An 18,696-nucleotide genomic window follows, 5' to 3' on the forward strand; every position below is an offset into this window, starting at 1 on the left:
CAGAGCGGTCAAACTCCCGGACTGCCGTCTGAATGGCAGGGAGATTTTCAATCATAGCCTCCCGCCAGGCTGCGGCCTCTGCAACGGACGCTTAAGCAACGCAGGACGCCGCACCAACAGGCACCTCAACCACCGCATGCATTTCAACCGGAATGCGGTTGACGGTGAACGTGCCGTGATTGGAAGACTCTGAACTGGAACACCTTTGACAGCACAAGCAAAACCGAGGCTCATCACTGTGAGTGACGAGGCTTCTCTGATCACGTTATTTCAGGTTGAGGCTGGAGCTTTAACGCACTTTTCGGATCTCCTATTGAGAACATTTCTCATCCTCTTGAGATGACTCAAGCATACCTATCGGTACTTTTCTCCTAATATTTTTTCATTCATTTCAGAGATCTTCAATTTCTGAAAGCCACTAAAAGGAGAAAAATAATGCCCGATCTCAACCGCCGCTCCGCCATCCGCACCGGCATCTTCGGCGCTGTTGCCGCCACCGCCGCCGGCACGCTTTCCGCGAAGGAAGCTGCTCCCGAATCGAACGAATACAAGAAGCTCCAGTTCGACCTCGTCGTCATCGGCGCCGGGTGCGCAGGCATGACCGCCGCGCTCGAAGCCGCCGACCTCGGCGCCAAAGTGGCGCTCCTTGAAAAGATGAATATGCCTTTCGGCAATACGATCTACGCGGGCGGCCACTTCAACGCGACGAACACCTTCGTGCAGAAGGAAAACGGCCTCACCGACACGATCGACGAGTTCTACAAGGACATGATGACGGTCTCGCAGGGCCGCGGTGATCCTGCTCTCACGCGCATCTACTGCGAAAAGAGCGCCGACTGCATCGAGTGGCTTTCGAAGCGCTGCGGCATCAAGTGGAAAAAGATGGTGAAGGAAGTGTGGCCCGCCACTGTTCGCGGCCACGTAGTCGACGGTCCGCAGAAGCCGGGCGGCGCACAGCTCACTTCCCAGATGCTCGCGGAGGTGAAGAAGCACCCGAACATCACCTTCATGACGAACACGAAGGTGATCGAGCTCAAGAAGTCCGCGACGCTCCGCTGCACGGGCGCCATTGCCGTTTCCAAGAAAGAAGGCGCCCTCGACATTGATTCGAAGTGCGGCGTCGTGGTCGCGACCGGGGGCTTCCACGCCAATAAGGAAATGATCTGCAAGTACATGGGCGGCGGCGTTGCCTGGATGCCGCTTCGCGGGTCGGCTTTCATGATGGGCGAAAACATCACGCTCACGAAACCGTTCTTCCCGAATCTCGTCAACATGGACCAGTTCCACGGCGGCCCGATCGGCGTCAATCAGGCGAATCCCTCCACCATGGTGAACTACGGCGTCATCGTCAACAAGGACGCCCAGCGCATCATTGACGAAGAAAAGACCTACGTCGCCGTCGCGAAGGAGCTGCCGCTCCTCACGAAGGACAACTGGGCCTTCATCATCATCGACAGCCAGGTGAAGGACATCGACACGGTCGCGACCCGCATCGCCCGCTACGAGAAGGCGAAGGCCCCGATTGCCACGGGCAATACCATCGCCGAACTTGCGCGCTCGATGGGCGTCAACGAAAAGGTGCTCGAAAAGACCGTTGCCGACTACAACGCCGCAGTGAAGGTCGGCAAGGCCGATCAGCTCACGCCCCCCAACACGCTCGAGAAGCCCCGCCTCATTGAAAAGGGACCCTTTATGGCCTTTGCTTTCCAGGGCGGTATGACGGCCACCTTCGGCGGCCCGAAGATCGGCAGAAACGGCGAGGTTCTGAACGGCGAAAACCAGCCGGTTCCGGGGCTCTTCGCCAGCGGCAATGCGATCGGCGGTCTCTTCTACTATGACTACATCGTGGGCTCGCAGCTCACGGCTGCGGTGATCTGGGGACGACTCTCCGCGAAGGAAGCCGTGAAGGCCCTCAAGGCCTGATTTTCCTTTAAACCAATTTGCCCGGAGGCGCTTTAGAAACGAACGCCTCCCTTTCTCTCCTTCAACAGGCGCAGGAGCTACAGGCTTCCGCGCCTTCCTTTTTGTCCGGCGCCCTGAAGCGATGAAGGTTCAGGACGCCACTCCGCTGAAAGTCTTCCCGCGAACATGGGATAACCCGTATAGTCGCGTTAAAATCCCTGCCTTTCCGAACCACGGCTCGCGAAGCCCGAGACTCTTTTTTCCTTCCATCCCATGTCCGTACCTTTCCGCACGCTTCCGCTCGTACTCGCCGTCAGCGCACTTCTGAGTGCCGGCACTGCGTCGGCGGCCGACTCCCTTACCTTCGAAGCCGCCCGGGCGCGCTTTCATGAGCGCGCCGACATCTTCCGCGCAGACGCTGCGGAAGTCGAGCGCGCGCGCCAGGTTTCGGAGAGCGCCAAATCGCTCTCAGGCCCCAAGGTGGACATTACGGCGATGCAGGTCGAAGGAAGGAAGGACCTTGACCTCAATCTCGACATTCCGGCAAGCGTGCAGCAGCTTGGAAGCGCGCTGACGGGCGGCAAATATCCCATACCGAGCTCCATGCGCTTTTCGGACGAGCTCGACCTTTCGGGGCCGCGCGCGATGATTTCAGCCACATGGCCCCTTTATACGGGCGGCGCCATCACGGCGCAGCAGAACCTTCTTGAGCACAAGGTCCGCGAGGCTTCGGCCGCGCAGAGCGCCCGGCTGGAAGAAAAGGACGCCGACCTCGCGATGCGCTACTGGGGCGTGCAGCTCGCGCGCTCGGTGGAGGAGCTCCGCCGCGAGCGCCTTAAGGACGAGGAAGAGCAGGTTCACCGCGCCATGCGCTTTGAAAAGAAAGGCCTTATTTCCCGGATCGAGCGCATGTCGGTCGAGGTGTCGCGCGATGCGGCAAGGCGCGAGCTCGTGTCTGCGGGAACGAGCGCCCGCGTGGCGGAAGCCGAACTCATGAGCGCGCTTCGCGAGAAGGAGCTCCCCGCCCTTGCAACGCCGCTCTTCATTCTCACGGGCGACCTCGGGACGCTCTCCGAGTGGCAGTCGCGCGCGAGGATTAATTCCCCAGTGCTCTCGAGGATCGACGCGCAGGTGAGTCAGGCCGGAGAAGGCGTGCGGGTTGCTGAAAGCGCCTTTCATCCGCAGGTCTTCGCCTTCGGCATGAAGAACCTCGTGAAGCACTACCTCACCCCGGTCGAACCCGACTGGATGGTGGGGCTCGGCATCAAATTCACGCTCTGGGACAACCGCGACCGCTTCTCGTCGCTTGCCGCCTCGCACGCGCAGGAAGAAAAGGCGCGCGCGGCAAAGGCCGAAGCCGACAATGCGCTCGCGAGCGCCGTTGAAACCGCGTTCCTGCGCACCACGCAGGCGCGCGAGGAATATCTCCTCACGGCGTCGACCGTAGCGCTTGCGAAGGAAAACCTCCGGCTTCGGGAAGCGAGCTTCGCCGAGGGGCTCTCGACGGCGCTCGACGTCCGAGAAGCCCGCACGCAGATGACGGGCGCGCAGATTGCCGAGCGCGCCGCCGCCTACAAGTTCGTCGTCTCCTGGGCCATGCTCCATGGCGCCGCGGGCGTCATGCCGGACTTTGTCGCGACGCTCTCCCGCCCGGATCTGAAGCGCGTTGAATAACGCTTCTATCGCCTTCAGAAGCCTCCGAAATCCTTTTTCTCTTTTTTCTTCTTTTCTCCTTCAACCGTCATGCAGAGCGCAGCTTCGGGCCGTCAGGCTCAGAAACCCTCCATTCTTCCCGCAGTCTTCGGCGCCCTGGTTCTTCTCGGCGCTGCCGCCTTCATCGGCTGGGGCATCTGGCAGGCGATGACGCCCGTGCCCGTGCCGCTTCAGGGCATGATGGACGCGACGACCGTCTCCGTTTCCGCGAAGGTTCCCGGCCGCATTGCCGCGATTCACGTCCGCGAGGGCGACCAAGTGAAGGCTGGCGACGCGATGGCGCGTCTGGCTTTGCCTGAAATCAATGCAAAGGTCACTCAGGCGAAGGCCCTTCAGGCGGCGGCTGAAGCCAAGGCGTCGCTTGCCGATGAAGGTCCCCGGACGCAGGAGCTTGATGCGGCCAGAGCCGATCTCGCCCGCGCGCGTGCAGGCCTCGCGCTCGCGCAGAGTTCCTGGAAGCGCGTCGACGCGCTTCAGAAGGAAGGCCTCATCAGCGCGCAGCGCCGCGACGAAGTGCTCGCGCAGCGTGAAAGCGCGGAAAAGCTCGTCGCCGCTGCCGAAGCCAAGGTGTCTGCGCTCGAGGACGGCGCCCGCCGGCAGGAAAAGGCTGCCGCCGAGGCGCTCGCCCGTCAGGCCGCGGGGGGCGTTGAGGAAGCGTCGTCCCTTGCCGGCGAGGCCGACGTCCGCTCTCCCGCTTCGGGTGAAGTCACGCGCGTCGTTCTTCACGAAGGCGAAATCGCCCCGGCCGGCTTCCCGGTCGTTCTCGTCACGAACCTCGAGGACAGCTGGGCCACCTTCAACGTGCGCGAGGACGAGCTCCCCGGGATGGAGGTCGGCAAGACCTTTACGGCCAAAGTTCCCGCCCTCGGCAAGGACGTTTCCTTCCGCGTCTACTGGATCAACCCGCGGGGCGACTACGCTGTCTGGCGCGCAACGCGCCAGTCCTCGGGCTACGACATCCGCACGTTTGAAGTGCGCGCAAGGCCCGTCGAAAAGACCGACGGACTTCGCCCCGGCATGACGGTCATCATCGACCGCGCCCAACACTAACGCAGATTCTGGAAGCGAGTCCAATCCATGCGGGTCTGGTGTCAGCGTGCGCTCTCCATTTCGCGCCTTGAAGTAAGGCAGGTTCTTTCGCATCCGGTCGAATGGATTGCGGGGCTTGCCGTGCCGCTCTTCTGGGCGCTTCTGATGTCGATTGCCTTCGGGACGGGCATCATGACGAAGCTCCCCGTGGGGCTCGTCGACATGGACAGGTCCGCGCTCTCGCGCGAAACCATTCAGGCGCTCGACGCCATTCCCTCCATCCGGCTCGAAACGCGGGACTCGTCCCTCACTGCCGACGAGGATCTGAGAGCTCGCCGCACGTACGGCACGATCACCATCCCGAAGGGGTTCGAGGAAGAGAACCGCCGCGGTTCCGGCGCTCCGGTCGTGCTCGAGCTCAACAAAACCTACTACGCGATCGGCACGATTCTTGAGGTCGACATCAAGACGGCGCTCTCAACCCTCCAGATGACGAAGCTTGCCGTGAAGCGGACCGCGGCCGCGGGGGGCACCTTCACGGAGAACGGCGGCCATCTGAGAGCCACGCTCCCCGACGTCTGGTTCCTCGGGAACCCGAGCTTCAATTTCGTCGCCTACCTGCTTCCGACCTTTGTGCCCGGCCTCATGGCGCTGGGCGCGCTTCTCGCCTTCGTCTCCATGCTCGCGCGCGAATGGCGCGAGGGCGGCTTAAGAATGCTCCTCAAGGAATCCGGGGGCTCGGCAACGGCGATCGTCGTCGGAAAGCTCGCGCCCTGGCTTCTCTTCTGGCTGCTTGCCATTTCCGTCTGGACGGCGGGCTTTGCCGGCTGGGCGGGCTGGGGTGCGGCGGGACCGCTCTTTCTCTGGTTCACCGCCGGATGGCTTCTGATCCTCGCCATGGCGGGGCTCGCGCTTCTCGTCGTCGCCATTTCGCCCACCTGGGTGATTGCGCTCTCGGCCTCCATCTGTCTGGTTGCCCCGACCTTTCCCTTTACGGGCTTTTCCTTCCCGCTCGACGCGATGACGCCGGGCGCGCGCGCCTTCGGCGAACTTCTCCCGCTCACGCACTACCTCGAAGCCCAGAGCCAGATCTGGGTGATGAATGCGCCGCTTGACGCCGTCGCCCGCACGCAGATGACGCTCGCGCTCTTTCCCATCATCTGCTTTGCCGCCGCGCTCCTGATTCTGCCTCTGCGCATTCGTCAGTGGAAGAAGGCCGAAGTCATGGCTGCGGGCTTAAGAGCAGCGGAGGCTCAGGTCCCGCCGCAGGGTAATCCGCTGGCAGCGGGCTTCTGGAAAACCTTCGCGCTGACGCTTAAGGCGAGCTTCCTCTCGCGCGACACCATCGCCATTTTCGGCATGGCCGCGGCCTTTTATCTCGTCTTTTACGGCTGGCCCTACGGCACGCAGCAGATCGAGAACATCCCGACGGGAATTCTCGACCTCGACCGGTCGGGGGCTTCGCGGCGCCTCATCAATGCGCTCAACGCCTCGCCCACGACGAGAATCAGCTTTGTTCTTCATTCGGAGAGCGAGGCGTTCGACCTCTTCCGTCGTCAGAAAACGGACGTTCTCGTCACGATTCCGGAGGACTATTCGGAGTCGCTCGCAAGAGGCGAAAACACGACGATTCACATCCTCGGAAGCGGCGCCTATCCGGTGAAGGCGCGCGCCGTTCAGTCGGCCGCCGCCGGCATCATTTCAGACAAAAAGGCGCTCCTTGACAACGCCTCCCTGATGACGCCGGGAACACCCGTCGCCTCGCTCGAGGCTGCGGCCATCGCTGCTCCAGGGCTTCTCGTCACCTACCGCTTCAACGAGATCTCAGGCTACGGCAACTACACCGTGCCGATGGTGGGGCCCGTCATTCTCCAGGCCGTGATTCTCATGGGGATCGGCATGGCGATGGGCGGGTGGCTCGCGGGCCGGCCGCGCCTTCCCTTCATGCGGAACGTCATGCGGCGCCCCTGGTGCGAGGGGCTCGGGGTCTTTCTCGCTTTCTGGTCGATTGCCTTCGGCTGGATGCTTTACATCGAAGGCTTCGGCTTCCGGTTCGGCGACTACGGCGCCTTCGGAAACCCTGAGGCCGTCATTCTCGTGAGCGCATTCTTTTCGGCCGCCGTCACCGCTTTCGGGCTTGCCGTCGTGACGCTTCTCGGCTCCAACGCCTGGGCCGCTCCCGTAACGGTGATTATCTCCGCCCCCGCGCTCTTTATTTCGGGCGCCGTCTGGCCGCTTGAAAACCTGCATTGGGCGGCGATTGCCGTCTCGCAACTGATTCCGACGACGCCCGGGATTTTCGCTTCGGCCGCCGCCGCTCAGGACGGCGCGGAACTGAAGGACATTCTCCCCGCGCTCCTTCATCTCCTCCTCCTCACGGGCTTCTACGGCCTCTGCTACGTGCTTCGGCTTGCCTCGATGGAACGGCATGAGCCGCTCCAAGGCGCGGCAGAGGACGTGGTCTAAGGACTCTTGAAATGCTCACTCCCTACATTGACTCTCACTGCCACCTGACGGACAAGGCCTTTGACGAAGACCGGGAGGCCGCAATTGAGCGCATGAAGGATGCCGGCATGGTCGCGGGCATCACGATCGGCTGCGAAGACGGCGACATCAAGCCCCTGCGCGCGATCCTCGACGCCCATCCGGGCTTTCTCTTCGGCGCCTGGGCCGTGCATCCCGAATACCCGGAACTGAGGGAAGCCGACGTCGACGAAATCGCGGAGCGGGCTAACGAACCCGGCATGGTCGCGGTCGGCGAGACGGGACTCGACTTCTACTGGTGCAAGGAACCCCTTGACTGGCAGCGGGACCGCTTCAGACGCCACATTGCGGCGGCAAGGAAAACGGGCAAGCCCCTGATCATTCACGCGCGGGACGCGGAAAGCGCGGCGCTCGAAATCCTGAAGGAGGAAAAGGCGGGAGACCTCGGGTTCGTGATGCACTGCTTCTGCGGGACGCTCGAGACCGCCGAGGGCGTCGTTGCTGCCGGCGGACACGTGAGCTTCACGGGGAACCTCACCTTCAAAAAGAATGAGATGCTCCGCGAGATCGCGGGAAAAATTCCGCTCGATCGCCTGCTGATTGAAACCGACTCTCCCTACATGGCGCCCGTTCCCTTCCGGGGAAAACGCTGCGAACCCGTCTATTCGAGGGAAGTGGCGCGGGCGATAGCCGCAGCCAAAGGGCTCGACTTCGACGAAGTGCTCTTCGCCACCGCAGAGAACACCGTGAGGCTCTTCAGGCTTCCCATTGCGCTCTGATCCGGAGAGCGGCTGAAAACGCTTCTCAGGCAAAGGCGCCGATGCCCGGCGAAAACCGTTAAGCCTGCTTGCACTCTTTTGAGAGATCACCCGACGGGACGCCTCCCGCCGGGTGTTATTCTTCCAGACCATCAAAATCTTTCACGGATCCTTCCGTCACCATGCGCATCAGACCCCTCTTTGCCGGCGCGAGCGCCGCGCTTGCCCTTTTTGCCGCTGCCGTCTCCTTCCCGCTTTCCGCCGCCCCTCAGGAGGAAAACGCCCTCACGTCCGCGCAGCTCGCCGAGATCCGACAGGCCGTGCGCGCCGGACAGGCGAGCGTTGTCGAAGACCTTGTCAAAAAGGGCGCCTCGCCCAACTTTCGCATGGAAAACGGCGATACGGGCTTCACCTATGCCGTTCGGGCCGATACCCCGCAGGTGGCGGAAGCACTTCTGAAATCAGGAAAGCTTGCCCTCAACGACGCCAACCGCTTCGGCGAAACGCCCCTCATGATGGCGGTCTTCAAGGGCAACAACGAACTCTTTGACGAGCTCCTCAAAGCCGGAGCCGACCCGAAGGGCGGCGCCAACTGGACGGCGCTCCACTACGCCGCAACCGAAGGCCGCACGGACATGATCGAGAAGCTACTTTCGCTCGGGGTCTCGCCCAACGTGCAGACGTCTTCCGGCGTGACGCCTCTCATCATGGCGGCGAGAAAGCCCTCGCGCGCCTCCGTCATGGCGCTCCTCAGGGCCGGCGCCTATCGCGACTACTGCACCGACAAGCGCGAGTCGCCTGCCGACTTCGCCCGCCGCGCGGGCGACCAGGAGCTTGCCAAGTACCTCGCCATTGAAGCCTGCGCCGTTGTCGGGAAGAAGAAATAAGCCATGACTCTTCATGCCGGATCCTGGGAGAGCGTGCCGCCGCGCACTGCGCTCGAGCTCCTCGCTCCCGCACGCGATGCCGACACCGGAATCGCTGCGATCGACCATGGCGCGGACGCCGTTTATATCGGCGGCCCCGCCTTCGGCGCGCGCGCAGCTGCGGGGAATTCGCTCGACGACATCGCGCGGCTCGCAGACTATGCGCACCGCTTCAATGCCCGCGTCTTCGTCGCCTTGAATACGCTCTTTAAGGAGGACGAAGTGGAGGCCGCACGGCGGCTTGCCTTCGAGATTCAGAAGACTCAGGCCGACGTTCTGATCGTTCAGGACATGGGGCTTCTCGCCGGGGACCTCCCCGACATGGAGCTCCATGCGTCGACGCAGTGCGACATCCGGACGCCCGAAAAGGCGGCGTTTCTCGAGGCCGTGGGCTTCTCGCAGCTCGTTCTCGCGCGCGAACTCTCGCTCGACCAGATCCGGGCCGTGCGGGAGAAGCTTGCGCACGCGCGCATTGAATTCTTTGTCCACGGAGCGCTTTGCGTAAGCTACTCCGGCCAGTGTTGGATGAGCGAGGCGCTCACGGGGCGCTCTGCCAACCGCGGCGAATGCTCTCAGCTCTGCCGCCTCCCCTACGATGTTGAAACGCCGGAAGGCCAGGTTCTAGCCCGGAGGAAACACGTACTGTCCCTGAAAGACAACGACCAGAGCGCGAACCTCGAATCGCTCATCGATGCGGGCGTCTCCTCCTTCAAGATTGAGGGTCGCCTCAAAGACATGGCGTACGTGAAGAACGTCACGGCCTTCTACCGCGAAAAAATCGACAACATCATCCGGCGCAGGCCTGAGCTCTCCCGCACCTCTGAGGGCGTAAGCACCTATTCCTTCACGCCTTCGCCCGACAAGGTCTTCAACCGCGGAAAGACCGACTACTTCATTCACGGACGCGAATTCGACGCACCCTATGAGCTCGCCGAGCTTGAGAGCCCCAAGCATGCAGGGAAGCCCGTCGGCCGGGTTGAGCGCATTGAAGAAAAGCGCCTCGTCGTGCGGGCGCTCCCCGGCGTCACCTTTGCGAACGGCGACGGGCTCACCTACCTCGCCGAGGATGAGGAAATCCGCGGGATCTCCGTCAACCGCGCGGAGCCCCTGAAGGAGAAGGACCTCTGGGCGCTTTATCTCCTTCAGTCCCCGAGAAAGCTCGAGGGGCTCGAACGCGGACTGGAACTGAAGCGCAACCGCGACCATCTCTTCATGAAGACGATGGAAGGAAAGACCGCCGAACGGCGCATTCCGATCGACCTCATCTTCTCCGCGCACGAGGATTCGCTTGACCTGATGGCGACCGACGGCACCCACTGCGCGAGCGCTTCCGTAGCGCTCGATCTCACGGCTCCGTCAGACCCGCAGAAAAACATTGCGTCCCTCAACGCCAATCTCGCGAAGCTCGGCGACACGCCTTTCTCGCCGAAGGAGATCTTCGTTCCCGAGAATCTCGACGTCTTCGTGCCCGCGAGCTTTGCGAACCACCTGAGGCGCAGCGCCGTGGAGGAGCTCCTCGCCATGCGCGAAGCGTCCCGCGTCCGCACGGAGCGCGCGCCCTGGGACGATGCCGTTCCCTACCCGGTGAAGTTCCTTTCCTACAAGGCCAACATCGCCAACTCGGCCGCAAGGCGCTTCTATCTTGCGCACGGAAGCCGCGAGCTCGAGCCCGCCTTTGAGATCAAGCCCGTTCAGAAGGCGGACCTCATGACCTGCCGCCACTGCGTGAGGGCAGCCCTGAAGCTCTGCCCCAAGATGCTCAAGGCCTTCCCGGAAATCCTCCAGACGACGGATCGCGCGCTCCTGCGCCCGGAACCGCTTATCCTCATCAATTCCGCAGGCGAGCACTTTGAAGCCGAGTTCCACTGCAAGGAAAATCCCTGCGAGATGACGATCACGGCGATCGATGACCTCACGCGGAAGCGCCGGGAGAAAAGGGAAGCAATTCCGCCCAAAGCGTCTTCGCGCGAAGAGAGGCCCGTTTCCGCCCGGAAGCCGAAAGCGCAGTCTTCGGGCTTCAGGGGCGCCGCCGGGAACCCGAAGCGCGCTCGCGAAGGCGCAGCGCGAGCGCAGACGAAGCGCCGCCGCTAGTCTGATGACTGACGCCCCGGCTTCCATTTCTTTCCCCAAAATTTCTCAAGGTCCCCGCCATGCTGCTTGACGACGAAGAAACCCTCGAAATCCTGTCGCCGAACCCGGTAATGGCGGCGCTCATTGGCGACCTGAAGACGGCGATGACGAAGTTCCCGGAGCCCGAGGCTAACGATGCCGAGCCCGTGCTCTGGGAAGACTTGCCGCTCGAAGCCTTCGTGCGCGAGGCGGCGAGGCTCCCACTCATGCTTTCCGGGTGGGCGAAGGGCGATATTCCGGACTCGAACCTCTCCACGGGCGAAATTCTTCATGATCTTTCGTCCGAACTCGACATCATGAGCGGAGAGGATCTGAATGAAGCGTTCCTCATGGACGTCGAGGGTCAGGGAGTTGCCGCCGACTATCGCAGGATTCTCGAAGCCCGCTCGGTTTCCCTTCTCTGGAAAAACAGCGCCGTTATGGGCTGGAGCGGCTTTGAAGTGGAAACGCAGAACCAGGCTCTTCAGGAAGCCTTGAAGAGAAAGCGCGTCTTTGCCGACGCTTTCCGAGGCGAAATCGACTGGATGACGCTTCGCTGCTGGGACCTTCTCAAGGGGGCCGCCCTCATTGAAAAGGCGATTGCGGGCGAAATGATTTCCGCTGAGGACGCCGGGCACTTCAAAAAGAGAATCGGCGGGGAGCTCCTTCTTCGCTATTCCTCCTGGGAATCGCTCGCCCGGGCGCTTCAGATTGCGGCCGTCTGGATCGGGCTCGAAGAGAGCGTCCATGCTGCCGAGGACGCGCTTCATCAGATGACGACGCTGCTCGAGTCGCTGCTTTCCGAAGGCGGTTCCTGGCGGCAGTTCCCGTGGCCCAGGCAGAAGGAAGACGAGACGCTGCCGGAGGTTTACTGAGAGCGCAAAGAGCTCTGTTTTGAAATATGAGTAGAAACCCTGATCAATTGTTGCACGCATCTCACAAAACAACTTTATCAGCGTTTCCCCTACCCATTTTCTTTCAGCGAAAATTCAAACTTCAACCGCTATTCATTAATCATTATAAGGGTTAACCCCCCCCCCGTCCAATTGCATTTTTTAGGATCAAGCCTGTGCTCGAACCGCGCGGCTTCTCCTCATGCGAAGCCGACGGACGGGCATGAGCGTTTTCTGCTCCGGGAGGAGACAGGAAAACCTCACCAAAATCAATTGATTTGGAGTTAACCCAAAAAATGAATAAGACATTCAAAGTGGCTCGCTCGCTGACGCGCGGCACAGTCGTGACAAGCGAAAAGGCTTCTTCCTATCAGGGCAAGGCCGTGAAGACGGTTATCGCTGCGGCTGCTGCCATGATGATGGCGGGTGGTGCGATGGCTGCCGCGACCGCTTACACCGACGTTACTGTTAATGAAGGTGCTACGGTTGTATACGAAAACGGAAAAATTACCATTAAAGGTACAACCGCCACGGGTAAAAAGGGCAGTGATCAAACTGCCACAGCCATCACCGATGGGACTGAAGTTACTTTCTCGAACCAGCCCTCCTTCAAAGGTGGAGCCATTGTCGTGAATGCCGGGTTTGGTAAGACCGAACAAATCACGCAAGGGACTGCTTTTGGTACGGCTGCCTCTCAGATCGAAGGCAACATTGCTGTTAATGCCTATCAGGGAGCCGGCCAGGATGCGTACCTGAACATGAACGAAATTGGCATTTCCGTTGGCGAAATCAATTTCGGCATCAACACTCAGGACAGCAAAAACGATACTGCTGCCGATAAAGTCACGACCGGCACCGCCACCTTAGTTGCTGGGAACATTAATCTCGGTACGGCTGGCGACGCTGAACTTGGCCTTGCTTCTTCTCAGGTTGCCGTCAAGAATGCGGCGGGTCTGAAGGCTACTCTTCAGGCTGGTGCTAATGCCAACCTGACGAACGTCGCTCTGACCAATGCCGGCGAACTGACTGTTTCCGGTACCAGCATTGCGGTGGGAGCTGAGAGCACCATCGCCAATACGGGTGTGCTTTCCCTCAAGTCTACCGGTGCCGTTGCGTTAGCCGCTGACTATGACGGCAAGTCCGGATACCTGAATGTTGAGGGTGATGCTGTGACGGTAACCGGCGACATCACCGGCGATTACGTGAAGATCGGTGAAGTTGTTGCGCTTACTGACGGCAAGCCCACCACGGCGACCGAAAAGAACACGATCGGCATCAAGGGCACCACTTCGGTTCAGATTGGTAAGGCAACCAACGCTACCGACGGCAAAGGTTCTCTGGTCGTCGGCAAAACCCTCGAAATCGCTGGCAACTTCACCAACGCTACCAAGGTTGAAGCCCCTGCCACTGAGGTGACGGCTACTTCTGCTACCGTTACAAACGACACGTACGGCACGATGTCGCTCGGCGACCTGACAATTGCTGATCAGAAGAGCCTCACTCTGATGAATAGCAACAAGAAGAGCGCTGTTGGGGTCAACAAGCTTACGCTCGACGGTACATTCGAAGTTTCTGCTGGCAACGTGGAAATCGCCGGAGCCGGTTCTAAGATCGATAAGGGCACTCTCAACATCGGTGCCACTGGTGTGCTGACTCTGTCGGGCGACCTTACGAACAATAAGACGATCGGCTTCACTGCCGATGGCGGCAAGCTGGTTATTGACGGATCGCTGGATAACGCCAAGACGGCGACGCTCGGCAATGCCAACACCTCCGGCGCTGTTGCAGTTAACGGGACGCTCTCCAATAAGGGATCCATCGCCGTGAAGGACATCACGGTTGCCGGCAAGCTCTCCAATCTGAAGAGTGTTGTTACTGCAGACGCTTATACCGGCAAGGTTACGGCTTCAACCGTGAAGGTTGAAAAAGGCGGCGTGGTAGAAAGCGCTATTGCTACCGATAGCTACGTTGTTGATACAACGACGGTGGAAGAAGGCGGTGCCTTTATTACGTCTCTGAACGCCAAGATCACTGCTGACAATGATTCGCTGAGCCTCGGCGGAAAGAGTTTCGTTCTGAACGGCGGCGTGCTCGGCACGGCTGCTGATGCGCCTGTTACGAAGTTCAATCTCGGCGCTTCTGATTCTCTGACCCTCAACGGCGAATACGCCCTTGATACGGTCAAACAGGCTACGGGCGCTGCTTTCAATGTCGGCAATGCCGCCACCGATAAGACTGGCAATGTGACGGTCAAGACACTTGATGCTGTTGCAAATGGCGTTACGGTAAACGGTTCTCTGTGTGTGACGGACTCTCTGTCTGCGGAAGCCTCTTCGATCAATGTCGGAGAAGGCACGCTGACGACTTCCCTGAAGGCGATGAACCTTGAAGTCAATTCGACCACAGGCGCTATTGCTGCAATCAAGGATAAGACTAAGTCGGTCACGGATGGCTTCCTGACTCTTGGTCAGAACGGCACTCTCGCTCTCGACCTCGGCTCCGATAAGCTGGTAAAGACCTCAGCTACGACGCTGAAGAATTTGCTTCAGACTCAAGGTGGTCTCATTGATGTCGGTGCGGTTGATCTATACACAGATCGCGACACCGCCATCGCGGTTACTAACGGTGAAATCAAACTTACTGATTTGGCCGGCTTTGAGGGCATCACGACTGATACGCTCAAGTCTTCCCGCATTACGGGAGTTGGCGACACGATCACGTCTACGGCTAGCTATGGTGCTGTCGAACTTGCGAAGAAGTCTTCAGAGGATACTGGAGCCGCTGGTCTGACCGTTGATGACAATGTGACCCTTACGCTCAGCGGTATGGGTGACACGGCTGTCAATCTCGTTCAGTATGCTGACGATAAGGTCGCTGGCGTCACGCTTGCCGGGGCTAACTCTACTCTCGTCACGAAGGGCAACGGCGTGATCGGCGCTGTCACGGGCCAGGGTATCGTCAATGTTGCCGAGAACACTCTGACTGTTCAGGGCAATCTTGCCGCGGGTGAAGTGTCCGTTGACGAAACGGCTACCCTGACGATTGGTGAAGCTACGACCCCGTATACCGTTAAAGTGACCAATCTCACTGTTGACGGTGCATTCAACGCTGCTGCCAATACTGTTGAAGCCACGAATCTCAAGGTCACGGGCACGGCAGACGTTAAAGAACTCACGGTAACCGACGGTCAAGTGCTCGGCGGTTCGGTCACTGTTGCGAAGCTTGCTGCTGGAACTACCACGATCGGCAATTGGAATGCTGACACCAAGGAAGACGTGGCCGGCACGCTCGCCGTCACAGAACTTGCTTCCGGCACGATTGAAGCTAAGAAGTCTTACGACCAGAGCGTCAATGGCACTGTTAGCTATGGTGAATGGACGGCTCCGGCCACCTCCATCGCCGTGAAGTCTGCCGCGGCGGGTACTCAGATCAATGTTGATCAGAACGCCTATGTTGCACTCGGAACGACTGATACGACAGCTGCTCAGAAGGCCCTGACGGCTGCCGGCTTCACGCTCGCCAAGACCGTCGACACCAATACGACTGATGATATTGAAGTCAGTTCCATCGATACCCGTACGGTCAATTCGGTTGTCTACGTTGACGGCGGAAAGTCGGCTACGACAGATGCTAAGGCTTACCTCGGCGCTGTGGATACCACCAACACCGTTAAAACTCGTGCTGCTGGCGGCGTCAACATTGCCGACAACAGCGCGCTGGTTTTTGATACCGCTACGGTTGATACAACCGGTACAACGGCTCTGTTCGGTCAGGATCTGAACCTCGCGCATGATGCCGTGGTGATCGCCAACAACCTCAAGGTGGGCGATAAGGTTCTGCTGACGGCAGGCACGCTTAATGACAGCGATTTCGATTGGGAAAGCGTTCAGTTCACGGGCGACATCCTTTCGTATGCCGATGCGGACAAGAACAATGTTCTGACCGTCTCGATGTACGACAAGACTGATCTGCAGAAGATGTACGGTCTTGATTCCAGCATTGCTGGTTTTGATGCCGCTTACAGCTATTTTGCCAACAGCGATCGCGGTACTGCCGCTACATCCTCTGCCAAGTTCACCGAATGGCTCTACACGCGCGGCACCTCTGCCGGCTATGGCACCTACTCTGATGGCACCCTTGACGTGATGCCTGAAGTCATCAAGTCGATCGCCAATGCTGCTGGTGCCCTCGGCGCTACGACCGGCGTGCAGACGATGACGATGGATGCTGTCGCTCAGATGGCTGACACCGTCGCCGACCGCACCTCCGTTCTCACGCAGCGCGGCCAGGGCGTCAACGTCTGGGCCGACGTGAACGGCGGCAAGTTCGAAGCCAAGACCCTCTTTGATGGCGCGGGCTACAGCTCCGACATCTACTCGGGCGTCCTCGGCCTCGACTACCAGTTCAGCTGCAACGCCGTCCTCGGTGCTGCTCTGATGATCGGCACGGCTGACACCGACAGCAAGAACTCTGCCTTTAAGGCTTCGACCGATTCCGACCTCGTCGGCTTCTCGGTCTACGCTTCGAAGACTTTCGCCGACATCTGGAACGTCTCCGCCGACATCGGCTACCTCCAGGCCTCGAACGAAGTCAAGGCTGACGGCTACGGCTTCAACTACAAGTTCGACCAAGACACCGATGCCTTCACGTTCGGCGTCCGCGGCGAAGTCCTCACGAAGGCTGGTTCGGTCAACATCGTTCCGCACGTTGGTCTGCGCTACACGGCCCTCTCCACGGACGGCTTTGAAGCTGCCTACGTTACCGACATCGACGACCAGAACATCTTCCAGATGCCGGTCGGCGTGACGGTTTCTGCTGACTTCGAAACCTCCGGCTGGACGATCGCTCCGAAGTTCGACCTCTCTGTCGTCCCGACCTTCGGCGACAAGGATGCGGACCTCAAGCTCGGCGTCACCGGTGCTTCCGCCACGTCTGACTACTCCGTCCGCGTGATCGACTCGAACCCGGTTCAGGCTCAGCTCGGCGTCAACGCGACGAACGGTGCCTGGGGCTTTGGTCTCAACTACAAGCTCGGCGTCGGTTCGGATGACCGCATGAACAACTCGTTCAACGCCAACGTCCGCTACGCGTTCTAAGGCAAGAAGCCGGAAGACTCCCGGGGTCTGAAGTCTCCTGACTCCAAGCCCCGGGGTCCCGACTCTCTTCTCTTTCCGGATGCTCTCCGGAGCATCCCGGAAAGAAAAAGCCTTTAAAGCGTTTGAAGGGCCCGAAACCCGTTTGGGGCTCCGGGCCTTTCTTTTCGCCTTCCCCTCTTATCTCCCGCTGGAGAAGCATTCAAATGCCTGCGCAAGTGAAGCGCTCGCCGCGCAAACGCATGCCGAAAATGACGGCAGTCACGAAGACATTGCCGTCCGAATCGCCCGAGATCTCGTACGAACGGGTCCGTCCCAAGACGTACGCGACGGACGAAAAGCGTGCTCAGGCACTTGAACTCTTCCGCCACGGGATCGGCTACACCAAGGCCTCCCGCATCCTCGACATGTCTCCCAATACGCTGAGAGACTGGCACCGCGCCTTCATCAAGGGCGCCTTCAAGGCGGACCTCGCCGACAATCAGTACCGCTACCCGAAGGCCGTTCGCGAACGCGCGGTGAGGCTCCGGCTTCAGGGCTACTCCTGGTCGGAAATCAACCGCCTCACGGGCATCTCCGTCTCCACGGTGCGCAAATGGGTGCTCGCGCATACGGAAAGCGGCGGCAGGAAGACGCAGATTCTGGTTGAGAAGTCTGAACCTCAGGTCTGAAGCAGAAAAGCCTTTATTCCTCTCTTACCAGCCCAAAAAGCCGCCGGAATGCAAATTCCAAAGCGGCTTTTTCTTTCAGCCCTCAGCACCGCAATGGGCGGCGACAGGCTGTTACTCAGTGCAATTCGGCGAAGCGTCAGCACACTCCAAGATGCATTGCAGATTCCGATCAGGGCTTCGCTTGTGCCGCACCCTTCGCCTCTGCCTTGCTCTGCGCACGGGCCTCAAGCATTCTCAACGTCTGCTCGGCCTGCATGAAGTCGGAGCTGTCGGGCGGCATCTTCTGAATCATGTTTCTTACGAGCGAAGCCGCTCCCGACCAGTCTTCCACGGCAATGGCCCCCATGAGCGCGAGCTGCTCGGCGCGGGGGTCTCCGGCCTTAAGCACCAGCGCTTCCGTGAGCGCCTTATAGGCGTCGGGATAGAGTTCCGTTTCCTTCGCCGTAAGAACCGCAGCACCGTACTCAAGCATCACGTCGGGGTCGCGGGCAATCTTTTCAGACGAATCGCGTGCGGCCTTGTAGGCGCGCGACGCCGTTCTGAAGTCGCCCTCGTCGATCTTCCGGTGGGCAAGGAGCACCCACGCACGGCCGTCCTTCGGCGCCTTCTCGAGATAGGCCTCGATCGATTCAGCGGAAGCCGTGCCCTGAAGCACCTTCTGCGCCTCTGCAAGCTCCAGCATCTCGGGCGCCCCCAGGAACCAGTAGCTTCCGACGGAAACAAAGGTGACGAGCGCCACCACGATGGCGGCAAGCTGCCCGCGCGTCACCCTGAGGGGCGTGCGCTCGAGCTTCTTTTCCTCGTCGTTCAAGGCAGGCTTCTGCTCTTCGATAATGCGGCGCCTCAGGTCGGCGAGCATCGCGTCGTAGTGCGCTTGATCGAGCCTTCCGTCCGCAAAGTCGCTGTCGAGCTGCGCCTTCTCCGCGCGGAGCGCCTCGCTCACGAAGGATTCCGCACGCGCATTGCGGACGTCTTCCGTTTCCGCTTCTTTGGCGCGGAAGATGGTCGGAAGAAGCGCCGCGATAGCGATGATGAGCATCACCGCGCAGACGGCGTAGAGGATCCAGGGATTAGACATGGTGGCGTGCAGAAAAAATGAAGGAATTAAGGATAACCCT

At 60.2% G+C, this 18,696-nt stretch carries 11 protein-coding genes; 10 read left to right on the plus strand and 1 reads right to left on the minus strand.

Features of this window, described 5'->3' with window-relative positions; all coding sequences use genetic code 11:
• Positions 1-435 precede the first annotated feature (435 nt).
• The 10 genes from Q0106_RS08770 (at position 436) to Q0106_RS08815 (ending at position 17,578) form a co-directional block, all read left to right on the plus strand.
• A complete protein-coding gene (locus Q0106_RS08770; RefSeq protein ID WP_297611696.1) occupies positions 436-1,923 on the plus strand; it encodes an FAD-dependent oxidoreductase in 1,488 nt (495 codons plus the stop codon).
• Positions 1,924-2,175: 252 nt separating this feature from the next.
• Positions 2,176-3,576, plus strand: a complete 1,401-nt coding sequence (locus Q0106_RS08775; RefSeq protein ID WP_297611699.1) for a TolC family protein — start codon at positions 2,176-2,178, stop codon at positions 3,574-3,576.
• A gap of 69 nt (positions 3,577-3,645) precedes the next feature.
• Positions 3,646-4,665, plus strand: coding sequence for an efflux RND transporter periplasmic adaptor subunit (locus Q0106_RS08780; RefSeq protein ID WP_297611702.1), 1,020 nt, complete (start codon positions 3,646-3,648; stop codon positions 4,663-4,665).
• A 27-nt stretch (positions 4,666-4,692) separates the two neighbouring features.
• Complete coding sequence (locus Q0106_RS08785) at positions 4,693-7,110, plus strand: ABC transporter permease (RefSeq protein WP_297611705.1); 2,418 nt, start codon at positions 4,693-4,695, stop codon at positions 7,108-7,110.
• Between the two features lie 11 nt (positions 7,111-7,121).
• A complete protein-coding gene (locus tag Q0106_RS08790; protein ID WP_297611708.1) occupies positions 7,122-7,907 on the plus strand; it encodes a TatD family hydrolase in 786 nt (261 codons plus the stop codon).
• A gap of 161 nt (positions 7,908-8,068) precedes the next feature.
• The gene (locus tag Q0106_RS08795) at positions 8,069-8,773 is read left to right on the plus strand and encodes an ankyrin repeat domain-containing protein (RefSeq protein WP_297611711.1); all 705 of its coding nucleotides are present in this window, start codon (positions 8,069-8,071) and stop codon (positions 8,771-8,773) included.
• A 3-nt stretch (positions 8,774-8,776) separates the two neighbouring features.
• The gene (locus Q0106_RS08800; RefSeq protein WP_297611714.1) at positions 8,777-10,903 is read left to right on the plus strand and encodes a U32 family peptidase; all 2,127 of its coding nucleotides are present in this window, start codon (positions 8,777-8,779) and stop codon (positions 10,901-10,903) included.
• 59 nt (positions 10,904-10,962) lie between these two features.
• Positions 10,963-11,796 (plus strand): DUF1266 domain-containing protein, encoded by an 834-nt coding sequence (locus Q0106_RS08805; RefSeq protein WP_297611717.1) that lies wholly within the window; start codon positions 10,963-10,965, stop codon positions 11,794-11,796.
• Positions 11,797-12,110: 314 nt separating this feature from the next.
• Positions 12,111-16,910: an autotransporter domain-containing protein gene (locus tag Q0106_RS08810; RefSeq protein ID WP_297611720.1), complete on the plus strand. Its 4,800-nt coding sequence runs from the start codon at positions 12,111-12,113 to the stop codon at positions 16,908-16,910.
• 203 nt (positions 16,911-17,113) lie between these two features.
• On the plus strand, positions 17,114-17,578 hold the full coding sequence (locus Q0106_RS08815) for a helix-turn-helix domain-containing protein (RefSeq protein WP_297611723.1): 465 nt from the start codon (positions 17,114-17,116) through the stop codon (positions 17,576-17,578).
• A gap of 169 nt (positions 17,579-17,747) precedes the next feature.
• On the opposite strand, the gene ccmI is transcribed toward Q0106_RS08815, so the two are convergent.
• Positions 17,748-18,656, minus strand: a complete 909-nt coding sequence (gene ccmI, locus Q0106_RS08820) for a c-type cytochrome biogenesis protein CcmI (protein ID WP_297611726.1) — start codon at positions 18,654-18,656, stop codon at positions 17,748-17,750.
• Positions 18,657-18,696 lie beyond the last annotated feature (40 nt).

It is taken from the genome of uncultured Sutterella sp., from assembly GCF_937923675.1.
In the GTDB taxonomy this organism is placed as follows: Bacteria; Pseudomonadota; Gammaproteobacteria; order Burkholderiales; family Burkholderiaceae_F; genus Sutterella.